Genomic DNA, 23,368 nt, shown 5'->3' with positions numbered 1-23,368 from the left:
AATCTTGGCTTCATCCATGTGAAGTACCTCTTTATGTCTATCCAAACAGGATAAGGGAAAATAAAGGCACTTACACAAAATTTAGAACAGTCCCACCAAAGCCAATACTTCTTTCCTCCGATAGTAATGAAAGCCTCATCAAGGTGCCACTTGTCTTTTGGCTTTGGTAGACTCCTGCGGATACAGTCGGCTAAATGGCGACCGAAGTGATTAATCCAGACGCAAACGGTTTCTCGGCTGACAAACTCGCCACGCTCAGCAAGAAGATCTTCCACATCGGCCGTGCTCAATGCAAATAGGTGATAGGTTCAGACAGCGTAAGCAATAAATTCACGCGGAAAACGCCCCCTACCTCAAACAACCTGGCAATGACGTCATATACCTAACATTACTCCTCACCCTCAATTAAGGGTGAGAAATAACCGAATAATTCGGGGCTATTACAATTTATTGTACAGGTACCAGTTTTCAGGGATGGCTTTGCTGAATTCTCAGGGACATAAATCAAGTGAAAGTAGGTTGAATATTCATTTTGCATCAAGGATCAGAAATATGCCCAGCCACAAAGTCAAGTCTCCTTCATCTCTCACGAGACGGACTTTTTTATGCTCGTCCTCGGCAGCATCTCTTCTTGCATTATTTCCCCTGCCAGTTTGGGCGGCTACATCAATTTTTGATGTCAATTCATTCATGAGGCTCTCAGAAAAACAACTGGGACAGACCGGACTTTCTAAGGACATGGCGACCACAATTATGGAAGCCTACATCAGACTTGGCAAAGAAGATGATCTCGTCCAACTGGCAGCAGGTGATGACAATCAAGATCTATCTGATTCATTGGTTGCCACTTGGTATACAGGAGAATCTCCAAATCCGGATGATCTGGTGGTGGTAGAATATACGGATGCGCTGATCTGGCAGGCGATGGATTACACCAAACCAATGGGATATTGCGGCGGCACAATTGGCTATTGGTCTGAACCGTCAGAAGCTTAATTCCGTTAATCGAGGCACTAGGGATTGTTACATGTCGGAAAATATTTCTGTTGATGTTTTGATTATCGGAAGCGGTATTGCTGGTGCAATTGCTGGTGCAAAATTGGCGCAAAAGGGTATGAAAGTGGCCTTTTTGGAAAGTGGAAAGCGTATTGATCGTTTTGATGCCGTCGAAAAATTCTGGAATGCGAAAATTAAGGTTCCGGAGTCGGCTTACCCGAATGATCCGACTGCCCCGCATCCGTTAGCTCACAGGATTGGTGATTATTATCAACAAATGGGGCCTGAGAATTTCAAATCGACTTATATCAAGGTTGTGGGCGGAACCACCTGGCATTGGTTGGGAACGACACTTCGCAATGTGCCTGCTGATTTCAAGATGAATTCACTTTACGGACAAGCGGTTGACTGGCCATTCGACTATCATGCGCTTGAGCCTTTTTATCTGGCGGCTGAGCAGGAAGTCGGCGTAGCAGGTGATAGCACTGAAGACCTTGGCTCACCAAGATCGGGTGATTTCCCGATGCCGCTGATACCGCAGACATATCTCGATAAACAATTCACAAAAGCTCTGGAAGGATCGAAATATCAAGTTAGATCCACGCCTCAAGGTCGCAACTCTGTAGCAACAGGCGATCGGCCTGAATGTTGCGGCAATGGCTCGTGCATCCCTGTCTGTCCGGTGCAGGCGAAATATGATGCGACTATCCATCTGGATCAGGCAGAAGGTGCGGGCGCGGTTATCTATGATCAAACGACAGCAACACGATTGAACCTCGCGCCAGACGGGCAAATTGCCTCTGTCGATTTTCGGCGTGCTGATGGCAGCACTGGAACGGCAAAAGGCAAGGTGGTTGTTGTAGCTGCTCATGCTATTGAGACGCCACGCTTATTGTTAAACTCTGCTCAGGAGGGGGCCGCAAATGGTGTTGCCAATAGCTCCGATCAAGTTGGTCGCAATTTGATGGATCATCCAAGCAAATTAAGTTGGGCAGAGGCTAAGGATCCCGTCTGGCCTTATCGTGGACCGCTTTCCACATCAGGAATTGAAAATCTGCGTGACGGTGAATTTCGTAAAGACCGTGCGGCCTTTAGAATAGAAATTGGCAATGATGGTCATAACTGGCCAACGGGTGCGCCTTTGTCGACGGCGGTAGAATTGGCAAAGCAAGGATTACGCGGTGCCGAGCTTGACGCTGCAATCAGACAGGTGACTTCGCGACATATCCGCTTGGCTTCTCTGGTAGAGCAATCGCCCGAAGCCAGTAATCGCGTTACACTCGATCCGGAAAAGCGTGATGCCAATGGCATGCCACTGCCACGGATAGAGTATAATTATGATGAATATACGCGAGCCGGATTAGCTGAAGCTGAAAAGGCTCATACCGAAATATTCACAGCTTTAGGTGCAACAAACATCAATCATGCTAAGGACATACAAGGATCGGGTCACGTAATCGGTACGGTTCGTATGGGGACGGATGCTGCCAGTGCAGTCGTTGATGCTGATCTTCGTAGCTTCAATCATCGGAATTTATTTCTATTGGGTTCAGGGACATTTCCAACATCAGCGACGGCCAATCCTACACTCACAATTGCTGCCTTGTCATTGAAAGCAGTGCCGGCAATAGCTGCGACGGTAAAATTTTGACTTTAAGGTAAGAGTTATCAGACCATGACCTTCCTTCTGTGTTTTTAATCTGCGATTTACATTTGTGTTGATTTGGCAGGAGTTTAGCGATGGCCACTACAATGGAGTTTCTCAAGGGCTCTGACTCAGATATCCGTGGGAATGCTTAGTGGCGCTGGACAAAATATATAAAGACGTGGTTGTTTTGGAAAAGCTTAAAGCTTGGAGCAGTAGTGAATGCAGTTGCCGCCCGCTACAGACTTCGGGTGTCCATCTTTCTGAATGGCGCAGCCAGGTGCATTGCCGAAATCGTGTGGGCGATTAGATCATTCTCATGATATTTGACCTGCTGATGCACCAGTTCATCAGGGCATTTGCCTTCAACTGCGTGATGGCAATCCCGTAGGTTGGTGCTTTATTAGTGTTGATGACACGTGGCTTTCCCCAGTCTTTCAAGCTATTCAAAGCCTTCCCCAAGAAGCGCTTGGCTGCTTTGGCGTTGCGCGTCGCAGACAGGTAGAAATCGATCGTGTTGCCGAATTTGTCGACGACTCGGTAAAGGTAAGTCCATTGTCCTGGGACTTACACATAAGTTTCATAAACCCGCCGACTCGGGGGTGACGCGAACGCCGTCGGCAGCCATGGAGAAAAGAACACCGGTTAGATCCTCAACATTGGATAGCATGATGGCTTTGGCGATCAGGCTGGTGTATTTGACCTGTTTTTCTTGCTCGACTGGATCGCAGCATACGATGACCCTGACGAATGGCAGGCTGGGTGAGTATGCCCTATAATGCAGCAGTTAGAGCCAAAGCATAATCGCCTTTCATACATTTACTATTGTGGACGCTGAAAGCTTCTAGCCAGTCATAGGCTCCTAAATGATACCGAACTGCGTCATAATAAAAGTCATTTGGTAAACGATCGCTAGAAAGAGAAGAACCGATTGCGATTTCTGCTGGCGCGCATAGATAGCGGCACTACAAACTACAACCAAGAATAAATTGCGCAAAGGATATTCAAGCCCGAGAGAGAGGAAATGATCCATACCTTTTAACGCAGTGTCGACAAAATCCATTAAGAAAACTGATATCAAAATGCAAAAAACCAGCCGCGCTGTGACGTAAAATAATGTTGAAAGCCGGAATAGCCTTCCATGTTGTCTGGCAATAGCAAACTACAAGCTAGAAAATGCAAGCTGGCGAAGAAGATAAGGAACAGGTAGGCCTCAAACCTCCACACTAGTGTCTGGTTCAAATATAATTCATACCACCAAAAATGTACGACTGTCAGAAAGGTAAATAATACCCATCCCAAATGAATCAGATATATATTCTGGCGCTGTGGATGCTGAATAATACGACAAACACCCGTTAACAGCCTTGAAATACTTAGACCAAGTACAATGCCGATAATGACGCGTACATGGGTAAAGACTTCTACACTCGAAATATTAACATCCATCCCCCCGCCCCCCTTTGCAAATCCCCAAAGTGCTTAGAATGACAAATGCGCGCGCGCTTCACTGAGTGAAGCAGCAAAAATAAGGGCATCAATTTTATAGCCAAACTGTAGCAGAAGATTTTCCAGCCTCAAGCGAACCTGCATATCGTCCTCAACGATAAGTACCGGTGCAGGCAAAATGAGATTGACCGCTATTGCACCTAAAGACATAGGTTGGTTCCTCTAGAAGGCCGTAATGGTTACACAATCTAATACAGTTAAATTTAGCCGCATGAAACTTAACGGCTAAATTTATCTACATACAGGTCTCCAAATCCAGTTTATTCTTACTCAGTTTAAAACTTTACGCTGAAATTGGCATTGACGCCGTTTTGTGTGATACCTGAACCAAACTGTCCTTGATAAGAGACACCAAGTTTGGAATTTTTCGTAATGGCGAAATCAAGTCCGGCTTCAATCAGTGCGGTATCTTTGCCAATCGGGCTGCCCGATGTGGTGAACGCATTGGAGCCTGCAGCAAAGCTCGCAGTCGATAACGGGATCACATCGCCAAAAGCATGTCGCCAACCAAGATCAGCGCGTGCGGTTGTCAGTGTATTACCAAGCTCAAAGCTGGTTGAGAGACGCATGCCGAGAGTTGAGAGGGTTGTGTCCATCGTACCGGATTGTACGCTGAGCGCTGCACCATTATGACCTGTTTCTGTAAAACTGTCCGTTCTGACATGGACATAGGCAAGATTGGCATAAGGCTCGATGATCACGCGCGGGCTGAGATCATGCTTATAGCCCAACTCGCCAAACACCTGAAATGTACCGCCATTGTAATCAGCGGATAGCTTGTCGGAATAGCCATTGAAAGCAACCGAGCGGCTCATCTCGATATTGTGCCAGGAATAGGAAAGCCCTGAGCGGAAACCGATGGAACCTTGGCCCGTCGCCCATTCAGTGCCCGCATAAGCACCAAGAGTATAATTATCGCTGGAACCAGATGAAGAAAGGCTTGGTGTTTTAAAGGTTGAACGGCTGTATCCGGCCATAAGACCCAAGCGCCAATTATCATAAACATCACCGTCAATACCGGTGATGAACCCACCAATGGTCGACTTGGTGCGTGCGGCATTATCTGTAGCAGATTGTGTGGCCCAACTGCCGAATGCCGCCCCCCATGCGGCATAGCGCTGAAGATCATCAGCATTAACCGGAGCAACATGATCAATGGCATTACCTGCCTGACTGGTCTTAGCTTTCGGGCCATAGGCCATCACGGAAACCGGATTAACCGGTGTACCGCCAAATGCCTGAGACAGGCGATTATTGACCGATGACCGGGTGATGCCACTGGCATTGAGCAAAACGCCGCTTGCGGATGCATAGGCTTCACCACTTAGTTGCGGCAGGCTTGAGCGAATGGTTGAGCCGTCAGATGCAGAAAAGTCCAGCGCTGCGAGCAATGGTTTAAACTCTGTCGCCGCATTAGTGGCCAGACTATCCAATGCAGCGCCAACTTCACGGTCGTCTCTATTGCCCGCATATTGCGAATAGGCATTCGCATCACGGCTCAATGATACCGTATAAGACAGATTATCATTATCTGTCGCAGTCGCGTTAAGTGTTGGTGAGCTCAATGAGGTGCTAATATTTGTGAAGTTACCACTCACTGCGCCCACTTGTAACCACTCGTTTGAAGTGAGCGTAAAACCATCACGATAATAACCGCGATCAGGTGCAAAGCTGATCGTGCCATTAAGGTCGGCATGACCGTTTACAATCAGGCTGCTGATGTCAGACTGATCATTGAATGCGAGTTGCAAGGTGCCGGTAGCAGACTGAGCATAATTGCCGTTAATGGTGATGGTCGCACCCGTAAAAGAAGGATTTAAGATGCCGTTATTGCGGAACTGCTGCCCCGTATCAATCTGGTAAACTCCTTTACCGGAAAGCATTGCTGCTTGCGCCACATCGGCATCATAGACCTGATGGTTGCCAGTCAGAACAGATGTGCCACCATCAAAATGCAGGGAAATATTCTTGCCCTTGATATTGCCACCATAAGCCAGTCTGAAATCCGTATCAGCTGTGCCAGTCGAATTCCCTTGTGCATCAGCCTTCAAGCCGAAACTCAGCTCAGTCAGACGCAAATTGCCATCATCATCTGTTTGATAATAATCAGAGATAATATCCCCGAAAATACTTGCCCCCTGCATGACATTGATCTGTCCCACCAAGGCATTTTCTGACATGAAAATGGCAGCCTTGTTACCTGCAACACGGCCGGTCAGATCGAAACTTGAAACAAGTGGGCCATTCACTTCATTCAGAGCCGTTTCATAATAATCGGGAAAATAATTTTCTAAATCTCGTTTTCCCGAGGTTACAAAATAAGAACCGCGATATTCATTGTTGTCACCTAGTGAATTATGGCCAAAGTCAAAACTGACCGCGATACCATTTTCACCCAGTGCTTGCACATCACCACGTTGAGTCAGGGTGTGATTTTTTCCGTAAGCAAACAACACACCAAGACCGTTCTCACCGTTGGCGTGAACCCGTGTTCCGGGCAAAATAGTCATCGTATTGCCAATACCATCGACACGAATACCTGCACCTCCCGCCCCTGCGGATAGCAAATCTGCACGTTGGGCAATTATATTGCCGCTTCCATAGATATGAAGGCCGAGCCCCATGGTCGCGGTGTTATAGCTGTTGGGGATATAGGCAGTGCCTTCACTATTGCGAGCGAAGAAGGGGTTATCATTAATCAGTGTAATATCATCATTATAGACCGAGTAGCCAAACAGGTTACGGCGATCAATTGAGTAGCCAATATCTTGTAAGGCTGCGAATTCAGCCTCCATCAACGACATATAATTTGAATATTGTTGATGGCTCATCATACTGTTCCTAAGCTCAGTATGCGAAAACGGGTCATCTAAATAACCAGGAAGCAAATTTAAATCTATGCGGACCGGAATGCCCGGCATGGCACCATTGAGCACTGCGTTTACATTCCACCCTGCGAAATAAGCAAAACCGTCACCGATATCAAATGTATCAGCTCCTGCCGCAGCGGGTTCACAGAAATTGCAAATGATCGTTTGATCAGGTGCGGCAGCCTTACCATGACGATCAATCAGATGAGTGGACCAAACGTTTATCTCAAGTTCAAATTGTGCATCTATCAAAGCGTTGTTTTGTTCGGAACTGACTGAAGCCGCGATGCCAAGGCCATGAGCTATCTCATGAATAAGGGTACTGGTCATATCCACTTGGGGCGTATGAATCAATTGCGATGGAACAAAGGGCTGTTGCCAGTCCCAATCCATTTTTCCAATCGTGATTACTCCATGCGCTCCGTCAAGCATGTGCTCCGGATCGATCACGCCATTATTCAGAGCGGAATTTATAAGCGTGCCAGCACCATTCACCTCTTGCGAAATAACACTTATTGCAGAGGCATTATCCTCCTCTTCGGTGCCGACATTGATGATGGCTGGATTTTGCCCTGGGGTGACCTTGATGATGTCAGCCCAATATTGAGCTGCTGATTTTGTGCGATAAATTGTGAGCGGATCAAAGACCCAAGTTGAGGTAGCATCTCTGAAAAATTTCCCGTCTTGCGGATAAAACATCCGCAATTCAAAAACGGGATTGCCGTTCGCATCAGTAATTATATGGGGGGGTGAAAGCATGAGCGCTACCGGAGTAAAGACTCGTCAAGAATCCCGCAGACAAACACGTCGTTGATGCCAAAGTCAATATAGATCTCAGTTTCATTGATATGCCCTCTGCCAGCTTAAATTATTATCGAATAACGATATAAAAATCAGCATCTCAGGAAAAGCTACCACTGAAACTTGGTAGAAGTAAAAATACTATTATTGTAAAAATAAATATTTAATGTTTGACTGGATGAATGTATTTTGAAGAACTCTATTTTTTAAAATATATCTTGACGAACGAGGACGCCATTTTGCCATAGTTAAGCCCCCATTTATTTTGGGAAACCCAAACCTGCGCTACCTAGATTTACACCCAAATAATCATTCGTTTCTAGCCGCAATAAATATGCTCCAGAGAATTAAAACATATTGCAAAACAACTCTATTTCCATGAGTAGTAGTATCAGATTATAAATTAGCCACGGCATCAACTAGACTAAAGGCAGGCAGATTACTGCACAAAAAATATCGCTAAAACAGATAGAAGTGGTTCGGTTTGTCTGAACAGTTTGGATTGTTTCGTTAAGTGAATTTCCGCCTGGATTATGCTGCCACCATTATTGGTGTCTGCGCGTTGAAGTAAACTTGATCCGGTGTCTGCCGGTCAAGTGATGAATGTGGTCGTCGATTATTATAAAAGTTCAGATATCGACCGATGCCAGTTCGAGCTTCGGATACGGTCTTGTAGGCATGGAAGTAGACTTCCTCGTATTTGATCGACCGCCAGAGACGTTCCACGAAGACATTATCACGCCATGCGCCCTTGTCATCCATCGAGATAGCTATCTCAGCCTTCTTTAGCACAGCGGTGAAGTCGATGGAGGTGAATTGCGATCCTTGTGGTCCGTATTGAATATTTCCGGCCTGTCGTAACGTGAAAGCGCCTCCTCGACCGCTTCGATGCAGAAAGCGGCTTCCATTGTGATTGACGGCCGCCACGATAAAACCCTGCGGCTGAACCAGTCGACAACAGCGCAGAGATAAACGAAACCGCGTGCCATCGGAATATAGCTGATGTCCATTGCCCACACTTGATTGGGCTGGGTGACCGCCAGCTTTCGCAGGAGGTAGGGGTAAATCTTGTGACCTGGTGCAGGCTTGGAGGTGTTCGGGCGGCGGTAAATTGCCTCCACTCCGGCCTCGGCTGGCTGACACCAGCCGAGTTTGTTCAGTCTATCAGCCCGAGACGTGATGCAATTCTACTCAGCCGAAATAGCCTGACACCACAACCCGCCACTATCAACCCAACATCAGTAACAAAAAACCGCTGGAGCAAACTCAAAACTGGATGAAACTTGTGAGCAAGGTCACTGCCTATAACGGTGCCAAGAGCTAAACCGTATTTTGACTAGTTCAAAACTTTGCAACGGAACCGTTTCTAAAACCGTAATGTTGCCGTGCTTCCAAATCTGTGGCTCTGCGTCTCCTTGCTGAGAAGGCCACTGTAGATCACATTCAGGTCAAATTGTTCATAACGCAGCAAGGACAGGCGGGCATCAAGCAACAGATAATCCCTGCTTATGCCGGTTCCGCTGATTTCAAAAGGTAATGCTGAAGAGAAGGCAACCTGACGTGTGACATGCTGGTCGCCCAATGCGTGGTTCCATGCTGCTTCAAACTGAGCGTCCACGCTCAATGCATGATTCAGGATGAAACGCTTGCTCATCCTGATGCCGAGCGTGCCTGTAGCGTTGTCGAACGAGACATATGAGCCGCTGAGTGCTGCATCAGTCAAGCCATATTCCTGAAAACCGTTGAAATGGCTGCGGCTATAATTAACGCCTCCAAAAGGTTCGATCTCAACGTCAGCTACATTAAAAATATACCCCGCTTCGGCAAAGATTTGTGCTGTCCATGCACTGTAATCACTCTGTAGCGATCCGGTCAGGGAGGGCAGAGCGACGCTGCGGTCAGTATCAATAGCGTGACGCTGATAGGCTACGCCGCTGCGCAGGCCTAAGCCTTGGTATTGCCAGCCGCTATAAATGCCCGCGCCAACTGTTTTGATATCGGCAGAACTGGAACGATCAGCAATCCTGAGTGTATTTTGCTCAAAAGTACCGGCAATACCTGCCGAGAACGTGTCTGTAATTGCGCGGTCGAAACCGCCCGTCATCGCATTGCCCGTGAAACGCCCGGTTGCAGCATTGCCATCACCTTCACGATGGCTCACAGTATTGGTGGCCGTCAGCCAGCTTTGCCACATGTCCTGACGGGGTGGCTCATTAAGCGTGGATTGACGTGCGCGTTCCAGCAATGTCATGCGCAATAAGGTGCTGTTATCATGCACAGCACTTGCAATGTTTGCATGAATTTCACCGGAAAGCTGATCAAAATTATAGCGCGCATCACCCTCAGAGCTGCTGATAATCGTACGGTAAATCAGCGTGTCCGGCTCCAGAGTTTCAACAGCATTGGCAACGGCAGTCTGGTTGTGCGTCTGTGCAGCACTCGCAAAACTCACATCATTGCGTTCAAGTGTGACACCAGTGCCGTCTTCACTCAGGGATGGTGAGACAAATGCGAAATCATGGATGATATCCGGTGAAAAATTTGACCCGGAAAAACTTTGTGCGTCAATAATCCGGTAGGTTTCACCAAGCGCATAGAGCAGGTCAGCAGCACGTTGCAACCCAAGTGTACCGCCTTGCAGCTCAAGATTTTGTGCAATCAGCTGACCATAACCAAGCACAAGATTAAGCTTCGATGTTTCATTGAAGACAGCTGTATCTTGCACACTCAAAACAGTACGGCCAAGATTAACATCGCCCGCACTGGTCAGGGAGCCAAGTGAAAGCCGGTTTTTATCCAGCTGGCTGACATCGAGATTGGCATTTTGATCAATCTGAACAGTTGCCGTGCCGCCGTCAGCCTGACCTTCAAAGCGTGTTGTAGCACCTTCACTTGTCAGGATTGTCGCTTGATCAGCGAAGCTGTTGCCACTGAAAGTCAGATCACCAGCATTGACGATCATGCTGGAAGCCGCACTGGCGTGATCGTGAAAACGCAGAGTAGCATCGGCATTGTTTATAAGCCGTGCGGCGGCGGCATTCGCTGCGGCAGAAAAGACGGTTGAGCCACTATTGGTAATCGTTGTGTCCGCAGCATTTGATTGTCCGTTGAAGATAATCGTGCCCGTTTCATTATTCACAATGGCGGTCTGGCCGGCATTACTGAAACCGCTGAAGCTGAGCTGGCCACTATTGTTAATATTAGCGGCAGCACCGGTGCTGTTATCAGAAAATGTAATGCTTCCAGTCTGGTTATTATCGATCAGGCTGTTTTGTGCCGAGCTTTGATCTGCAAAAACAATTTGACCACTATTATAGATGTTCCGGTATCCGGCATTAGATTGATCATTAAAACCGATGGTGCCGGTTGCATTATTGGTGATCAGCGCATTGTCTGCACTGGCGCTACCATTGAATGTGGTTGTGCCATTATTGGTAATCACTGCGTTCCCAGCAGTCGCATTATTATTGAATACAAAATTGCTGCCGCCATTATTGGTAATGCGGGCATCAGCGGCAGTGCTGGTCTGATTAAATGTCAGACTGGCATTAGCATTATTCGTAATAAATGCACTTGCGGCTGTCGACTGATCATTGAAATGCGTTGCGCCACCGGTATTATTGATAATTGTCGCGGCAGCAGCAGTACTCTGATCATTGAAATACAGAGATTCAACCATATTGTTGGTAATCTCTGCATCACCTGCAGATTCATTGCCTTGATAGATCGTTGTCCGGCCATCTGCCACATCACTGACCAGCATCTGAAACGGCTGTGGCTCAGCCGGCAGGGATGTTTTTGCAGTTGCAAGGTCAGTTTCCAATATCTGAAACGGTTCTGCGCTGCTGGCCTTATGCGCAGTCATAACCAGCAATACAGACGCAACACCTGCATACAAAACTGCACGATTTATATTAATCGTTGAGCGTTTTACATATCGGGCGTGAATGACTCTCATAACGCTTATGATCCAAACAGGCAGAAGAAATGCCGAACTGTGTAATAGAGTTGTGATTTGCCGGATCGCTTATGATCCCGTTAAATTTATGGTTAACGGATAATGATTAATAAAATTCTTAAGTGTTTACTGAGACATGCATTTGACAGAAAAGAAAAACCAGTGAGCACGGACTCACTGGTTTTTGATTGTAGCCGAATTTTCAGTTTCTTGTCTGAACAGATCAGTTTGATCCTTGTATTTCTCTGATTGAGGCAACGCCACGGATACCTTCGCGGTCGCCTGAAGCGGCCAATGCTTCATAGATAATACGGGCATCATCATAGCGGCGCAGCTTGAGATAAGACGCCGCCTGGAGCGCCATCAAATCTTTGCGTGGTGGTGCGATCTGGGCACGTTGTTCCAAAATGAACAACGTATCACGGAATTGCCCGCTTTTATAGGCTGCAACAGCCCGGCCAGACAGGATAGACACACGCAATTCTCTCTGGCGTGCTTTGCTCATCGGTGCTTTGATGGCCGATACCGCAGCTTTGTCGACCAATCCGACACGAAGATAAGCAAGAGCCTGACCGTAGGCAGCGTCTGCACGGTCATTCGCAGAGCCGGTGGCAAGCGCAGATTCAAAACTTTTTACCGCTTCGAGCGGACGGTTCATTTCCATCAAACACCAACCATGGGCAACCGCATTGCTGCCAGTGGGCATCGGCCCTTCAACTGTCGCACGGCAATTGCGGGCATTGGCATTCGCACTGCTTGGTGGCTGGCGTTGCACACGGGGGGCCTGTTCTTGCCTCTGCGCAGATATTGCGGACCGCGCTTGCTGCTGACGCGGTACAACTTGTAGGATTGTTTCGGCAGGCTGCGATGCGATAGCACCTGGCAGTGCGGTCTTGCCGGATTTGCCACCTTTAATACCAAGATCTGCAATGCGCTGCGAAAGCGGCGCCCAGACATGTTTCACCTGTTCCACACCAGCTTTATCGCCAATCGTAAACAGGCTGAGTGCGAGACCATAGGCTGAAGCTTCGCTGGAACTATCCCATGACAGCGCTGTTTGAAACCACTGAATGGCGGTTGGATGTTGGCCGATAGCACGGGCATACCAACCAAGCTGTTCTGCTGTGCTGACGTTTTTTTCGGCTATTACAGCGGCTGCAATACGCGTCATTACATCCTGCGTAATAGCTGCGGGCAGCTTTACAGGCGGGTCGTTGGTCAGCAAATTAGCGGTAGTGGCAAAATAAACAGCACTCGCCTCCGGTGACTGATCGCGCCACGGATACATGATATTTTCAGCCTGCGCAAAATCACCGCGGCTATTCAATATCAGTGCCAGCCCTTGCGAAACCGTAACGCTGTCATCTTTTTCCTTAGCAGTAAGGAACCACTTTTCAGCAGCTGGCATCTCATTGCGACGCAGATAGTACCAGCCCAGCGTTTCAGCGTCTAATGCAGAGCCGTCTTTCTGTGACAATGCTTCAAGCGAGGAGAGATAGGACTTGTCGATTTTCATGTCGGGATTTTGCGCAGCAAGTGTCACAAAACGGCGGGCTATATCGTCACTTAGTGAGGCAAATTCCCCTTTGCCGTCGGCTCCGGTTTTTTGTTGTTCCAAAACCTGTCGGGCCTGCTCATAAGGCAGGTTTTCAAGTGCTTTCTGGATTGTTACCAGCCGGTCCGCCGGTACTGTACAATTCTTCAATATATAGAGATAGCCATCACGTGCGCGTTCGGCTTTATCCTGTTTTACAAAAGCTTCGGCCAGTCGCCACAACACATCAACTTCATTGCAGGTCAGAAGCTGCGCTGCCTGTGATGCGAGATTGACAACCATATCATATTGTTTGTTGTCGGATGCATTGACCAGACGCTGGCGCGCCTCCGCAAGTTCGAGACTCGCCAAAAGATCTGCGGGCACAACCCAGTCAGGTTCCTGAATTTTAGCTGTGGCAATGGCTTTGCGCAGCTCGGCATATTGGCCATCCGCATAGAATTTCCAGAACTGATCGAGTTTTGTATCTCGTATTTTCAGGGGTGCGAGAGGGTCTTCCGGCGGCGACCAGTTCGGATAAAGTGCCTTCAGCCGTGCGATTTCTGCCTGCAAGCGGGCCTTGTCGCCCCGTGACGCAAAATAGCGTAGCGCACTTTCATCGACCTCAGGAAGGTTTTCTGCCTTAGGATTGTTCCGTTCGGCTTGCGCAGAGAATGTTTCAGGCTTGTCAGCAGGCAATCCGGTGACTTCATTGGCCGTATTTTCCATACCCAAACCGGATTTCAGATCATCTGAAAATATATAGAGGCCTGTAGCCACTGCCGAAGCCAGCAGAAACGCTATGAACAGATTTTTCATAAGCACTCCGGATGGTTATGGGCGACATAGGAAAGTGCCAGCAGATGCAGAGTTGACGGGTAATATTGCGTTGGCGTGAAACGGCGTACATCCGCAGTCAACTTCACGCCGCTACCAATACAGGCGGCAAGCTGCGGAATCATCCGGTAACCCGGCTCGCTCAAAGACGTGATTTTTACGTTGCTCGTCACATTTACCAGCTTAACATTTCCACTTTCATCGGTCATGGCCTTTGCTATCTGCTGTGTCAATTGTTCTTTCCCGTAGCCTGCTCTGGATAAATAAAGAACAATTCGCAAATTATTATAACTGAACTCAGGTGGGAACCCATTTGCAGGTTCAGGAGTTTTATGAACACTGATCCAGTCGGTCGGCAGCTGCGCTTTGACGAACCGGCTTTTTGCCAGCAAACTGAGCCCACTTTTCGTCAATGCTGCCCATGCAGGTGACGGAGCAAGCTCGTTGAGCACCGGAAAAGCTTCAAATATCCAGTAGGAAAGATTGATCACCGGCCCGTCTGCGCGTTCTTTAAGTGAAAAACCACGTATAGCCGGCAGCAGAATTGTTTCATCATTCTGCTTGATAATCTGCTTCTTCAGTAAAGTGCCGGCAATGGTTGTTGCGCTTTTACGGTAGTCCTGATTGTTCCACTTTTTTGCAGCAAGTGCCAAAGCATAGGCAATCAGCATATCGCCGTCAGATGCATTGTTGGTATCGGTAATATGTGGTCTGACCGCAGGATCCCATTTCCATGAGGACAAACCGTCATTACGGATAAGCATTTCCGTTTGGGTAAAGCTCCAGATCAGTTCAAAATCAGCTGGCCGGCCAGCCATAACAGCCAGCAGCAGACCATAGCCCTGACCTTCGCTGTGGCTGATATTGCCATTGGCATCGTCAACAATGCGCCCCTCTTTGGTGAGGAATTTATCGCTATAGGCACTCCAGTCATTGATACTGATCATGGGCCAGTCATTGGTGCTGATTAGGGGAGCCGCCGAGGTCGGAAGCGCCACTGTCTGGGATGATGCACTTTGCACAGGCATCAGACAAACGGTGAGGACCATCAGAACAGCACGTGTGAACAAGACTACTGATGAAGCGAACGGGAGACTTATTGATCTATTCTTCATCGTCCCGTCTCCCGAAACGTGACAGCATTGCTGATGTGGTCAGCCCCAATGCAATCAGCGAAACTAGCAATACCAGCACATAGGAAAGCGCATTGCTGGAAAGCCAGTTGGTAGCGATTAAGCGCATATTCGCAAATGACAGCGGCTGGGTTGACAGAAATTGCGTGGTCTGAACAGGGATCGTTTCGATGGACTGTTTCTCACGATTATAGGCTGAAATACGCCCGTCGACTTTTGTCCAGTTGATTTGCTGAGCCAGAGTTTCCACGCCATGCCGCAGCATCGCTGTATCCTGCGCTGTTACGACAGTCCATGCCCCCTTTGATGATGGGCTTGGGCCCTGAGCCGTTAATACAGACACCGCCTGAGACGGAATGAATTGTACGGCCTCGCTCGGAAATAGTCTCAATCCGTCTGAAATGTTGAATGTTTCACGTATATTAGCATAAAAATGCTGCAAACGACCAGACCAGCCCGATTGCAACTGCTCCTGCCATTGGCTCAGCGTATAATTCGTATTGTCTTGCGCAGGCAGAACAATATCGTCATTACTCCAGATGTTTTTGGCCTTCGGGTTAATACCAGTCTGTGCCAGAACTATATCAGGCAAATTGGTAATAGCCCCGATAAACAGCGCATTACCTGTTGTCAGGTCATCATCCGGCTGTACCTGCTTTATTTTAAACGGGCGGCCTGCCGCATGAGCAAGATTGCCCATGATGGTGGCTGAAGCCGAAAGCACATTATAGTCATTCAGATTAGCGAACAGCCGCAACGCATCCGTTGCATAATTATAGGGATATGCGACCGCAGATGTTGCAGCCAGATTGGGTGTTTGACCGATGCGCCCAAAAGTCGGCATACTGAATTTTGACGTGTCAAACAGTGCAAAGCGCGGTGTATTGGATGAAGGATTGCCCGGAGCACAGACTTTATCTGCCTTAGTTTGGAGTGATGCTTCAATCGTCACCGTGTTAAGACCCGGCCGGAAATTGCGCATCGCTATATTGATCGGCAATTGTTTCATCACCCCGCCACCGCTGTCGGTGATCAGTATAGTGGTGGCAATATCGCCGTTTACATAAATATCGATTTGGCTGCCGGGAAGAACCTCAGCTGAATAAGCAGCATCAAGCAGAATTGTTGCCAAGCCATAGGCATTGGCGTAAAAATCTGCCGGAATACCAAAAGTAAATTCATTACGCAGTCTGCGACCGCTGAATTGTTGTGTGGCTATGCCCAACTGCGAAAATGTTAGCACTGTTGCCTCGCGTAGCATTTTCGCATCCGGCAAATTCCAGTTTTCCGTGTGCAGGGAACTGCGCAGAATATTGGCAGGCCTCTCAGTTATCGCGACTAGATCATCAATATTTTGAGTAATTTCACGCCAGTTTTCACCCGATATCAGCAGAAATTGCTCTCCCGTATGCGCATTGGTCAGAAAGCGCATAGAGTCTGAGCTGTTTTCATCCGGCGCGACTTGCAAATTTTCGAACGCAGTTGCCAGTTCGCCCGGAGTACCAACCAGCACCGTCAGGACACCGGATTGGGCACCGTCGTGATGGATAAGTGCAGGGCTGAAGAATTTTTCAACCGAAAAGCTCTGATTGGGCATACCGCCAAGAATAGCCAAAGCCTGTGACAAATCCAGCAGGCTTGTGCCATTGTCTTCTTTGCCGAGTGCGGGGGCAATAATATTGAATTGTGTCAGGCCCTTCGGATTGACACCAATTGCGGACATATCTTCATTTTTGATAAAACGTTTATTAGCCTGTGTTGCGTTTGTTTTGGGAAGATCAAAAGCCAGATAGGTTTTGGATGGCTCAATATTGGTCCACAACTCATAGGTGGATTCGACTGTACAATCAGTGCGGTGGCGCTGCTGTGCACGAATTGAAAAGGTATTTGCGCCTGCTCTTAGCACATTTTTTGGTATCTCAACCATAACCTCAGATAGCTGATCGGCAGACTGGATCGGCTGCCGTAAGATTTCGGTATTATTGAGACTAATGGACAAATATGAGTTTTCCGGAGCGACGAGAATAGCATTCTGATAGCCAAGATTAAGCCGTACCGGCGCTTTGGCCTCTTCTGCAGTCATATTGAGATTCCAGCTGCGCTGATATTGTTCGCCGGTAAGCGACAGCATATCAGACGGCACGATGTAGCGCCGCCAGAGCTGGCGGTTTTCAATGGGAGCCTGCATGACTGGCTGCGTAACCGAATTGACAACCGGTGCAGTCATGTCGGGGGTAACAGGTGCTGGTGCATCACCGATTTCGGGCGCCATATCAAACGGCTTCGGGGCTTGTATTTGTGCGAAGGCCACACCGGAAACAGGAAGAGCCGACAAGCAGGCGGACAAAACACAACGCCGGATGTTGCGCATAGGATATTGTGAAGTTTTTGTCATGCCTAGCCTCCCTTCTGCACCGGTTGTACGGAAGCAGAAGACGGAGAAGATCCTTTAGGAGTAACTTTTTTTGGGGTTTGAGCTGTGTGTTTATTCAGTCCGAGGAAATAGGCCAGCCCTCTGCCGGTTTGGTAAAGTGACATGCCAAAAAACCAGACTGTTGCCCGTATAACGCCTGGATTGGTGCGGCGCTCTAGTTGTATTTCACTCCAGCGCGCGGAGTTGGCAAAAATCAGATCCGCAACAAGGCGGTGATGGACAGCATGTTTTGGTTTATACAGACAGCCGAGCTAAATCAGATCGCCTTCACGCGAGACATTGCGGATCTCAATCGGCAGGTTCTCGCTTTGCTGGTCGGCATGGGTAACAAAACGTGCAAATGTTTCCCGACCGACACTCAGGGAAGAAGCATCACTCGCATAGCTGATAATGTGCATGCCATTGGCAGATACGTCATCAATTGTTGAGGCGTGCCATTGATCATCAATCAGCACTTCGCAGCGTCTTGTCATTTTCACCCGCACGGAAGACGAGCGCTCGCCGCGTTCTGAAACCACACCCAGCGCGCAGCCAGCCATAATCAGGTTGAACAATGTCCAGCCACCGACGACCAGCAGAACGTCGGCTTTGTAAGGCTCGGTGTAGATACGATAAACGGCATAGATCAGTGCGATCGCAAGGACAATAAAAATGGCAAAAAAGGGACGGGCGATTTCTGACAACCGGCTGACAAGAATGGACTCATCCTTGGCCGTGACATTGAATGTCGGTTTACTCGGGTTCAGTATGACAGAAATAATCGCAGGTAGCAGATGTACTGACTGAACATATTCATAAAGCTCAGAAATCCATGGCCAGCGATAAGCACCATAGAGATAATTCTGTAGCATCAGGTTCACGCAGAGATAAATCAGCGTATAGGCCATAAACTCACCGCCCGAAGCGGTAAAAATCTGAAGATCGAAGAACAAATAAAACAGCGGCGCGACAAGGAATGTCATGCGCGTAAAAGGAAACAGCCAGAACAGGGTTGAGGACATATAGCAAAGTCGTTGCGGCAAAGTGAGCCCCGGAAGCAGTGGTGGAAAACGATAGCGCAGGATTTGCATCATGCCCTGTGCCCAGCGGCTGCGCTGACCGATAAAACTCGCAAAAGTTGCCGGCTGCAGGCCTGCAATCAACGGGCGGTCGATATAGACACTCTCCCATCCATGTGCATGCAGATTGACAGCAGTTTCACAGTCTTCGGTAATGCTGACACCACTGAAACCATTGGTGATTGCCAGCGCCTCGCGGTTGAGCAATGCGGCAGACCCGCAGAAAAACGCTGCATTCCATTTATCCAGCCCGCGCTGAACCATACCGTAGAACATTTCATTTTCGCTCGGCATCTGGTTGAATGTGCGTAAGTTACGCTCTACCGGATCAGGATTGATGAAAAAATGTGGTGTCTGCACTAAAAATAATTTGGCGTTATCACGGAAATAACCCACTGTTTCCGTCAGGAAGTTGCGCGCAGGCGCATGGTCGGCGTCAAACACTGCAACCAGCTTCCCTTGAGAATGGGCAAGACCATTGTTCAGATTACCGGCTTTGGCATGTTCATTGCGCGTACGGGTCAGATAATTGACACCAAAATCCGCACATAAAGTTTTCAATTCTGCTCGCCGCTCAATAGCACGACGACTTTCCAGCAGATTATTGGATTCACATTTTTGATCGGTTCCGCCATCGTCGAGCAGCCAGATGGTCAGTTTGTCTGCCGGATAGTCCATATTAACGGCAGCCGCCAGAGTATTAACGAGCAGGCCGGAATCTTCATTATAGCTCGGGATAAACACATCAACCGTTGGCATTTCACTTTCCTGCAATTGAATTGCAGCCGGAGAATTACGAGGAAATGAAACCACAAACAGGGAGAGAGCAAGCATCATCACGCTGTACATTTCAGCCAGATAAAGCACGATGCCCGGAATAAAGTTTTGCAACTGGCTGGCCGGCGGAATTGTCTGTGTTGTACGCCAATAAACATAGCGCATCACGATAGATGTGCCGAGCGCAAGCACAACGAGACGCCATTTTCCGTCGACGCGGAAATGTTTCAACACGGCCAGAACAACCAATACGCTGATGCCAAGAGTAAACTGGGTTGGCAGGTTAATCGGCATGAATGTGAACAAAAGCACGCATAAAGCAGAGAGTAACCAGCAGAAGAGAACACCGATTTTACTCATCAGATTCTCCTGTTGTGATGCGTAAATTTATTATTCTTTTATTCATCAGGGACATACCGTGCTGTTATTTCCGACTGTGACGCCGGAGGATGGATTGGTCGCCAATCTGCATGGTGAAGGCACAACAACAGCAGGGGGATTCATAACTTGCCCTTGTACTGGCGCCGGCACAAATAACGGTGCGGCAGTCTGCACTTGTGCCATAGTCGGCGATAATACCTGCAAAGGTTGTGGCAGATGATTGACAGACGTAACAGCAGAGTTGATCTGTTGCGGGGCAGGCACGGTAACCGGTGACTGCGGGTAAGTATGAACGGCATAAGGCTGCGTGACAGGTGAATAATCATCCGGCATCTGTGCTGGCTGGTTGATTGCGCTGCGTTTTGGAGCTGGTAAAACACTGCGTGAAACCGCTGAGCTATCTGTGCTTTGCAGTGTCGTGTTCAGACGGTCAGTGTTAAGATCAGATGCAGGGAAAGGGCCGCTCATATTGCTGTTAACGGACGGTGCCAGTAACGGATTTCCGGGGCGTCCCAATTCAGGTGACGGCCCTGCCGGTTCTCCGAGCGGGTTCCAGCTGCTGACGCCTATTGTGGCATTGATAGTGAATTCATACATCGTCGCCAGAAGTTTTTCCTGACTGGTGCCGGTTTCACAAAGACGTAAACGCAAATCTATGCGGCCACGATTCTGGAAGAAATTTTGAGTATGAGCAGGAGCGCGTATTTGCTGCCAAGCGTATATGCAGCTGTCACCACCGGAGGTCGTGCCGGTGGCATAGCTAAACGGCCCGTAATTATTCTGCACGTAATAGGGTGAACGCGTGATCGCTACGCCAGCCATTTCGGTGCGCAACTCACGCGTGATGCGGCTTTCTGTAAGTTGAGAGTAAGACAGCGTGTTTTCGCTGGCACCCTCTGCATTGACAGGTCCGAAAAACGTAACGCGGAAAAAATTTTCACCCGAATGACTGGAGTTTGTACTCAAAGCGATAGTCTGAGTAATGCCATTGCTCGCACGCTCTTGGGTAATGCCAATAACAGAGCGATCGGCAGGAAGTATGAAGGCAGCATCTATCCCGACATCACGCTTACCATAGGTAAGATTGGAAGGGTCTCTTGTTGCGCAAGACGCCAGTATAAAGCAGAACAATATGATCAAGCAGGGACGCCAAGCTATCAATTTTGCGAACCTCATCTTTTATAAAAAACAATAAACAGGTAGCTATGCTCAAACAATGCTTTACAAGAAAGTACCTCTAAAAGTCTAATCCGACCATTTATAAGTGATAGCTTTTTATAGTTAAAAATATATTAACCTTTGATTTCCCCTGCCATATTCATTCTAAGATAGAAAAATGGGGTAGATGTAAGCGGGATTGTCAGTTGTTCGAGAGTTGCGGCGCTACAATTTTTAATGAATAAATATTCCGTCTCCCATAAGAACCCCACTTGTTTGTGACAATGACACGAGGTGAATAGCCCTGACTGGGGCTGTGAATGAGGTTTTATTCCCGCTGGCCATGATGATATCCGCGATGCCAATCGCCTTAATCAAATTTGCGTGCTCAAAAACACATTGCGGAACACGGTCTGCTCGATATCTGGATTTGGTCCGGTTGGGAGTGTATAAAATTTGCACCAGAACCTTTTTGAAACGTAAGCGGTCAGCCGATGGCGTTGGACTTGAAGTTCCAAGGCATGAGGTCCTCGATTTCTGTTACAGGCCATCCTTGAGCGATGCGGCTTAAGGTTTGGGATAGCCAGTTAAGCGGATCGACGTCGTTCATTTTGCATGTCTGGAGAAGCGTTGCCAGTGTGGCCCAAGTCCGACCTCCGCCCTCGCTTCCGGCAAACAGGCTGTTTTTCCTTGTAATTGTCTGCGGTCTGATGGCGCGCTCAACAATGTTGCTATCGATTTCAATCCGACCATCAGTGAGGAACCGCTGCAGCGCTTCGCGCCGGATGAGCGCGTAGCGGATTGCTTCGGCAGTTTTGGACTTACCGGAGACCTTGGCCAACTCTTTTTCCCACATATCAAAAAGACGCGTGACAATGGCTGCGGACTGATCTTGACGCAAAGCACTGCGCATGTCGGCACTTTTGCCGCGTGCTTCATCCTCGATCCTCCACAATTCAGCCATAGCGACAACAGTATTTGTTGCGGTCTGCGAGATACCGTTCATGTGCAGATCGTAAAATTTGCGGCGTAAATGCGCCCAGCAACCTGCAAGCTTTATCTGTTCATTACGCCCAGCTTTGGCTTGCGCCTTGATCATGCTTGTATAGGCAGCATATCCATCGACCTGCAGGATGCCGTTAAAGCCGGCAAGATGCCTCGCCACGCACTCTGCGCCCCTGCTGTCTTCGAAGCGGTAAGCCACCATTGGCGGACTGCTCCCACCATAAGGGCGATCATCGCGCGCATAAGCCCAAAGCCATGCCTTGGTGGCCTTTCCCGCTCCTGGAGCCAGAGTGGGCAAACTCGTTTCGTCAGCGAAGATCCTTTCACCTTCTTTGATCCGCTCAAGGATAAAATCAGCGCATATCTGAAGCTCGAAGCCCAGATGCCCCATCCATTGCGCCATCAAACTCCGGCTGATCGTAACACCATCGCGCAAATAAATTGCTTCCTGACGATAAAGCGGAAGGCCATCGGCATATTTGGAAACGGCGATATAGGCGAGTAAACGCTCCGTCGGCAGACCACTTTCGATGATGTGTGCAGGTGCAAGCGCCTGAACCACACCATCATGGTTGCGGAATGCATATTTGGGCCGGCGCGTCACGATAACCCGGAACTTCGGCGGCACAACGTCCAGTCGCTCCGAGCGATCCTCGCCGATCAGGACCTTTTCCAACCCTTCGTAACCAGCAGGGATTTCCGGTTCGATAATTTCCTCAATGCGTTCGAGATGAGCGGCAAAAACTTTGCGCGGACGTGATGCTCGTTTCGGCTTATCCCGGGCTACATCTTTAAGCTCGCTCCGGATCGCCGAAAGACCGGTTTCCACCTCTTCGAAAGCAAATGAGACCTGTTCATCGTTAATACCAAGGCGCAGTTGTTCGGAGCGCCGACCATATTGGCTGCGCTGCAAAACCTTCATGATGGATGTCAGGTTCGCAATCCGCTCATTGGCGCTCTTTTCTACGGCCTCCAACCGGACAATCTCTGCTTCAGCAGCCTTCAGCTGAGCTTCTTTCGCGGCCTGCTCACAAGCCATTGCCTGCACCATTGCTTTCAGTGCGTCAACGTCATCCGGCAAATCGTGAAGAGGTAAATTCATGAGACTGAGTAGAACACAAAAACAGCCGGTTTCCCAACCAATATAGCATCATGAATCATCTTGCCGCAGGTGTTATCACCCCGTCAGCACAGGGCGTTTTATCTTGTTGGGGCGGATCTTCTTCCAGTCCATTCCGGCCAATAAAGCCATGAGTTGGGAATGGTCCAGAC

Annotated in this window: 12 protein-coding genes and 5 pseudogenes; 3 read left to right on the top strand and 14 right to left on the bottom strand. The window is 48.6% G+C overall.

The window, feature by feature from the left end; genetic code table 11:
- Positions 1-95: 95 nt before the first annotated feature.
- Positions 96-326 (bottom strand): annotated as a pseudogene (locus FHS77_RS16155) (IS6 family transposase); the annotation flags it as partial.
- A 201-nt stretch (positions 327-527) separates the two neighbouring features.
- Entirely contained in the window at positions 528-692 is a 165-nt protein-coding gene (locus FHS77_RS13890; protein ID WP_184224404.1) for a hypothetical protein, read from the bottom strand.
- A 46-nt stretch (positions 693-738) separates the two neighbouring features.
- Here FHS77_RS13890 and FHS77_RS13885 point away from each other — a divergent pair, with 46 nt between their 5' ends.
- Complete coding sequence (locus FHS77_RS13885) at positions 739-996, top strand: sugar dehydrogenase complex small subunit (protein WP_210307152.1); 258 nt, start codon at positions 739-741, stop codon at positions 994-996.
- A 31-nt stretch (positions 997-1,027) separates the two neighbouring features.
- Positions 1,028-2,647 (top strand): GMC family oxidoreductase, encoded by a 1,620-nt coding sequence (locus tag FHS77_RS13880; RefSeq protein ID WP_184224400.1) that lies wholly within the window; start codon positions 1,028-1,030, stop codon positions 2,645-2,647.
- Between the two features lie 315 nt (positions 2,648-2,962).
- Here FHS77_RS13880 and FHS77_RS13875 read toward each other — a convergent pair.
- The 5 genes and pseudogenes from FHS77_RS13875 to FHS77_RS13855 all read right to left on the bottom strand — a co-directional run.
- Positions 2,963-3,238, bottom strand: a pseudogene (locus tag FHS77_RS13875) (DDE-type integrase/transposase/recombinase); the annotation flags it as partial.
- 480 nt (positions 3,239-3,718) lie between these two features.
- Positions 3,719-4,090 (bottom strand): hypothetical protein, encoded by a 372-nt coding sequence (locus FHS77_RS13870; protein ID WP_184224398.1) that lies wholly within the window; start codon positions 4,088-4,090, stop codon positions 3,719-3,721.
- 33 nt (positions 4,091-4,123) lie between these two features.
- Positions 4,124-4,300 (bottom strand): hypothetical protein, encoded by a 177-nt coding sequence (locus FHS77_RS13865; protein ID WP_184224396.1) that lies wholly within the window; start codon positions 4,298-4,300, stop codon positions 4,124-4,126.
- Positions 4,301-4,425: 125 nt separating this feature from the next.
- Entirely contained in the window at positions 4,426-7,779 is a 3,354-nt protein-coding gene (locus FHS77_RS13860; protein WP_246431347.1) for an autotransporter family protein, read from the bottom strand.
- 573 nt (positions 7,780-8,352) lie between these two features.
- Positions 8,353-8,945 (bottom strand): annotated as a pseudogene (locus FHS77_RS13855) (IS3 family transposase); the annotation flags it as partial.
- On the opposite strand from FHS77_RS13855, the pseudogene FHS77_RS13850 reads away from it, so the two are divergent.
- Positions 8,940-9,101, top strand: a pseudogene (locus tag FHS77_RS13850) (IS3 family transposase); the annotation flags it as partial. The pseudogenes FHS77_RS13855 and FHS77_RS13850 overlap by 6 nt on opposite strands.
- Positions 9,102-9,187: 86 nt before the next feature.
- On the opposite strand, the gene FHS77_RS13845 reads toward FHS77_RS13850, so the two are convergent.
- The 7 genes and pseudogenes from FHS77_RS13845 to tnpC all read right to left on the bottom strand — a co-directional run bounded on the left by FHS77_RS13845 (position 9,188) and on the right by tnpC (position 23,198).
- A complete protein-coding gene (locus FHS77_RS13845; RefSeq protein WP_246431348.1) occupies positions 9,188-11,686 on the bottom strand; it encodes an autotransporter outer membrane beta-barrel domain-containing protein in 2,499 nt (832 codons plus the stop codon).
- A 316-nt stretch (positions 11,687-12,002) separates the two neighbouring features.
- A complete protein-coding gene (locus tag FHS77_RS13840) occupies positions 12,003-14,132 on the bottom strand; it encodes a tetratricopeptide repeat protein (protein WP_184224378.1) in 2,130 nt (709 codons plus the stop codon).
- A complete protein-coding gene (locus tag FHS77_RS13835) occupies positions 14,129-15,265 on the bottom strand; it encodes a family 8 glycosyl hydrolase (protein ID WP_184224376.1) in 1,137 nt (378 codons plus the stop codon). The genes FHS77_RS13840 and FHS77_RS13835 overlap by 4 nt, the downstream gene beginning before the upstream one ends.
- Entirely contained in the window at positions 15,255-17,678 is a 2,424-nt protein-coding gene (locus FHS77_RS13830; RefSeq protein ID WP_184224374.1) for a cellulose biosynthesis cyclic di-GMP-binding regulatory protein BcsB, read from the bottom strand. Before FHS77_RS13830 ends, FHS77_RS13835 begins: the two co-directional genes overlap by 11 nt.
- 2 nt (positions 17,679-17,680) lie before the next feature.
- A pseudogene (gene bcsA / locus FHS77_RS13825) lies at positions 17,681-19,912 on the bottom strand (UDP-forming cellulose synthase catalytic subunit).
- Positions 19,913-19,957: 45 nt separating this feature from the next.
- The gene (gene bcsN / locus FHS77_RS13820; RefSeq protein ID WP_184224372.1) at positions 19,958-21,073 is read right to left on the bottom strand and encodes a cellulose biosynthesis protein BcsN; all 1,116 of its coding nucleotides are present in this window, start codon (positions 21,071-21,073) and stop codon (positions 19,958-19,960) included.
- Positions 21,074-21,578: 505 nt separating this feature from the next.
- Positions 21,579-23,198, bottom strand: coding sequence for an IS66 family transposase (gene tnpC / locus FHS77_RS13815; RefSeq protein WP_184224370.1), 1,620 nt, complete (start codon positions 23,196-23,198; stop codon positions 21,579-21,581).
- Positions 23,199-23,368 lie beyond the last annotated feature (170 nt).

Origin of the sequence: Paenochrobactrum gallinarii, from assembly GCF_014205685.1 — a bacterium.
Lineage (GTDB): Bacteria > Pseudomonadota > Alphaproteobacteria > Rhizobiales > Rhizobiaceae > Paenochrobactrum > Paenochrobactrum gallinarii.
This window is presented reverse-complemented; position numbering and strand designations above follow the sequence as displayed.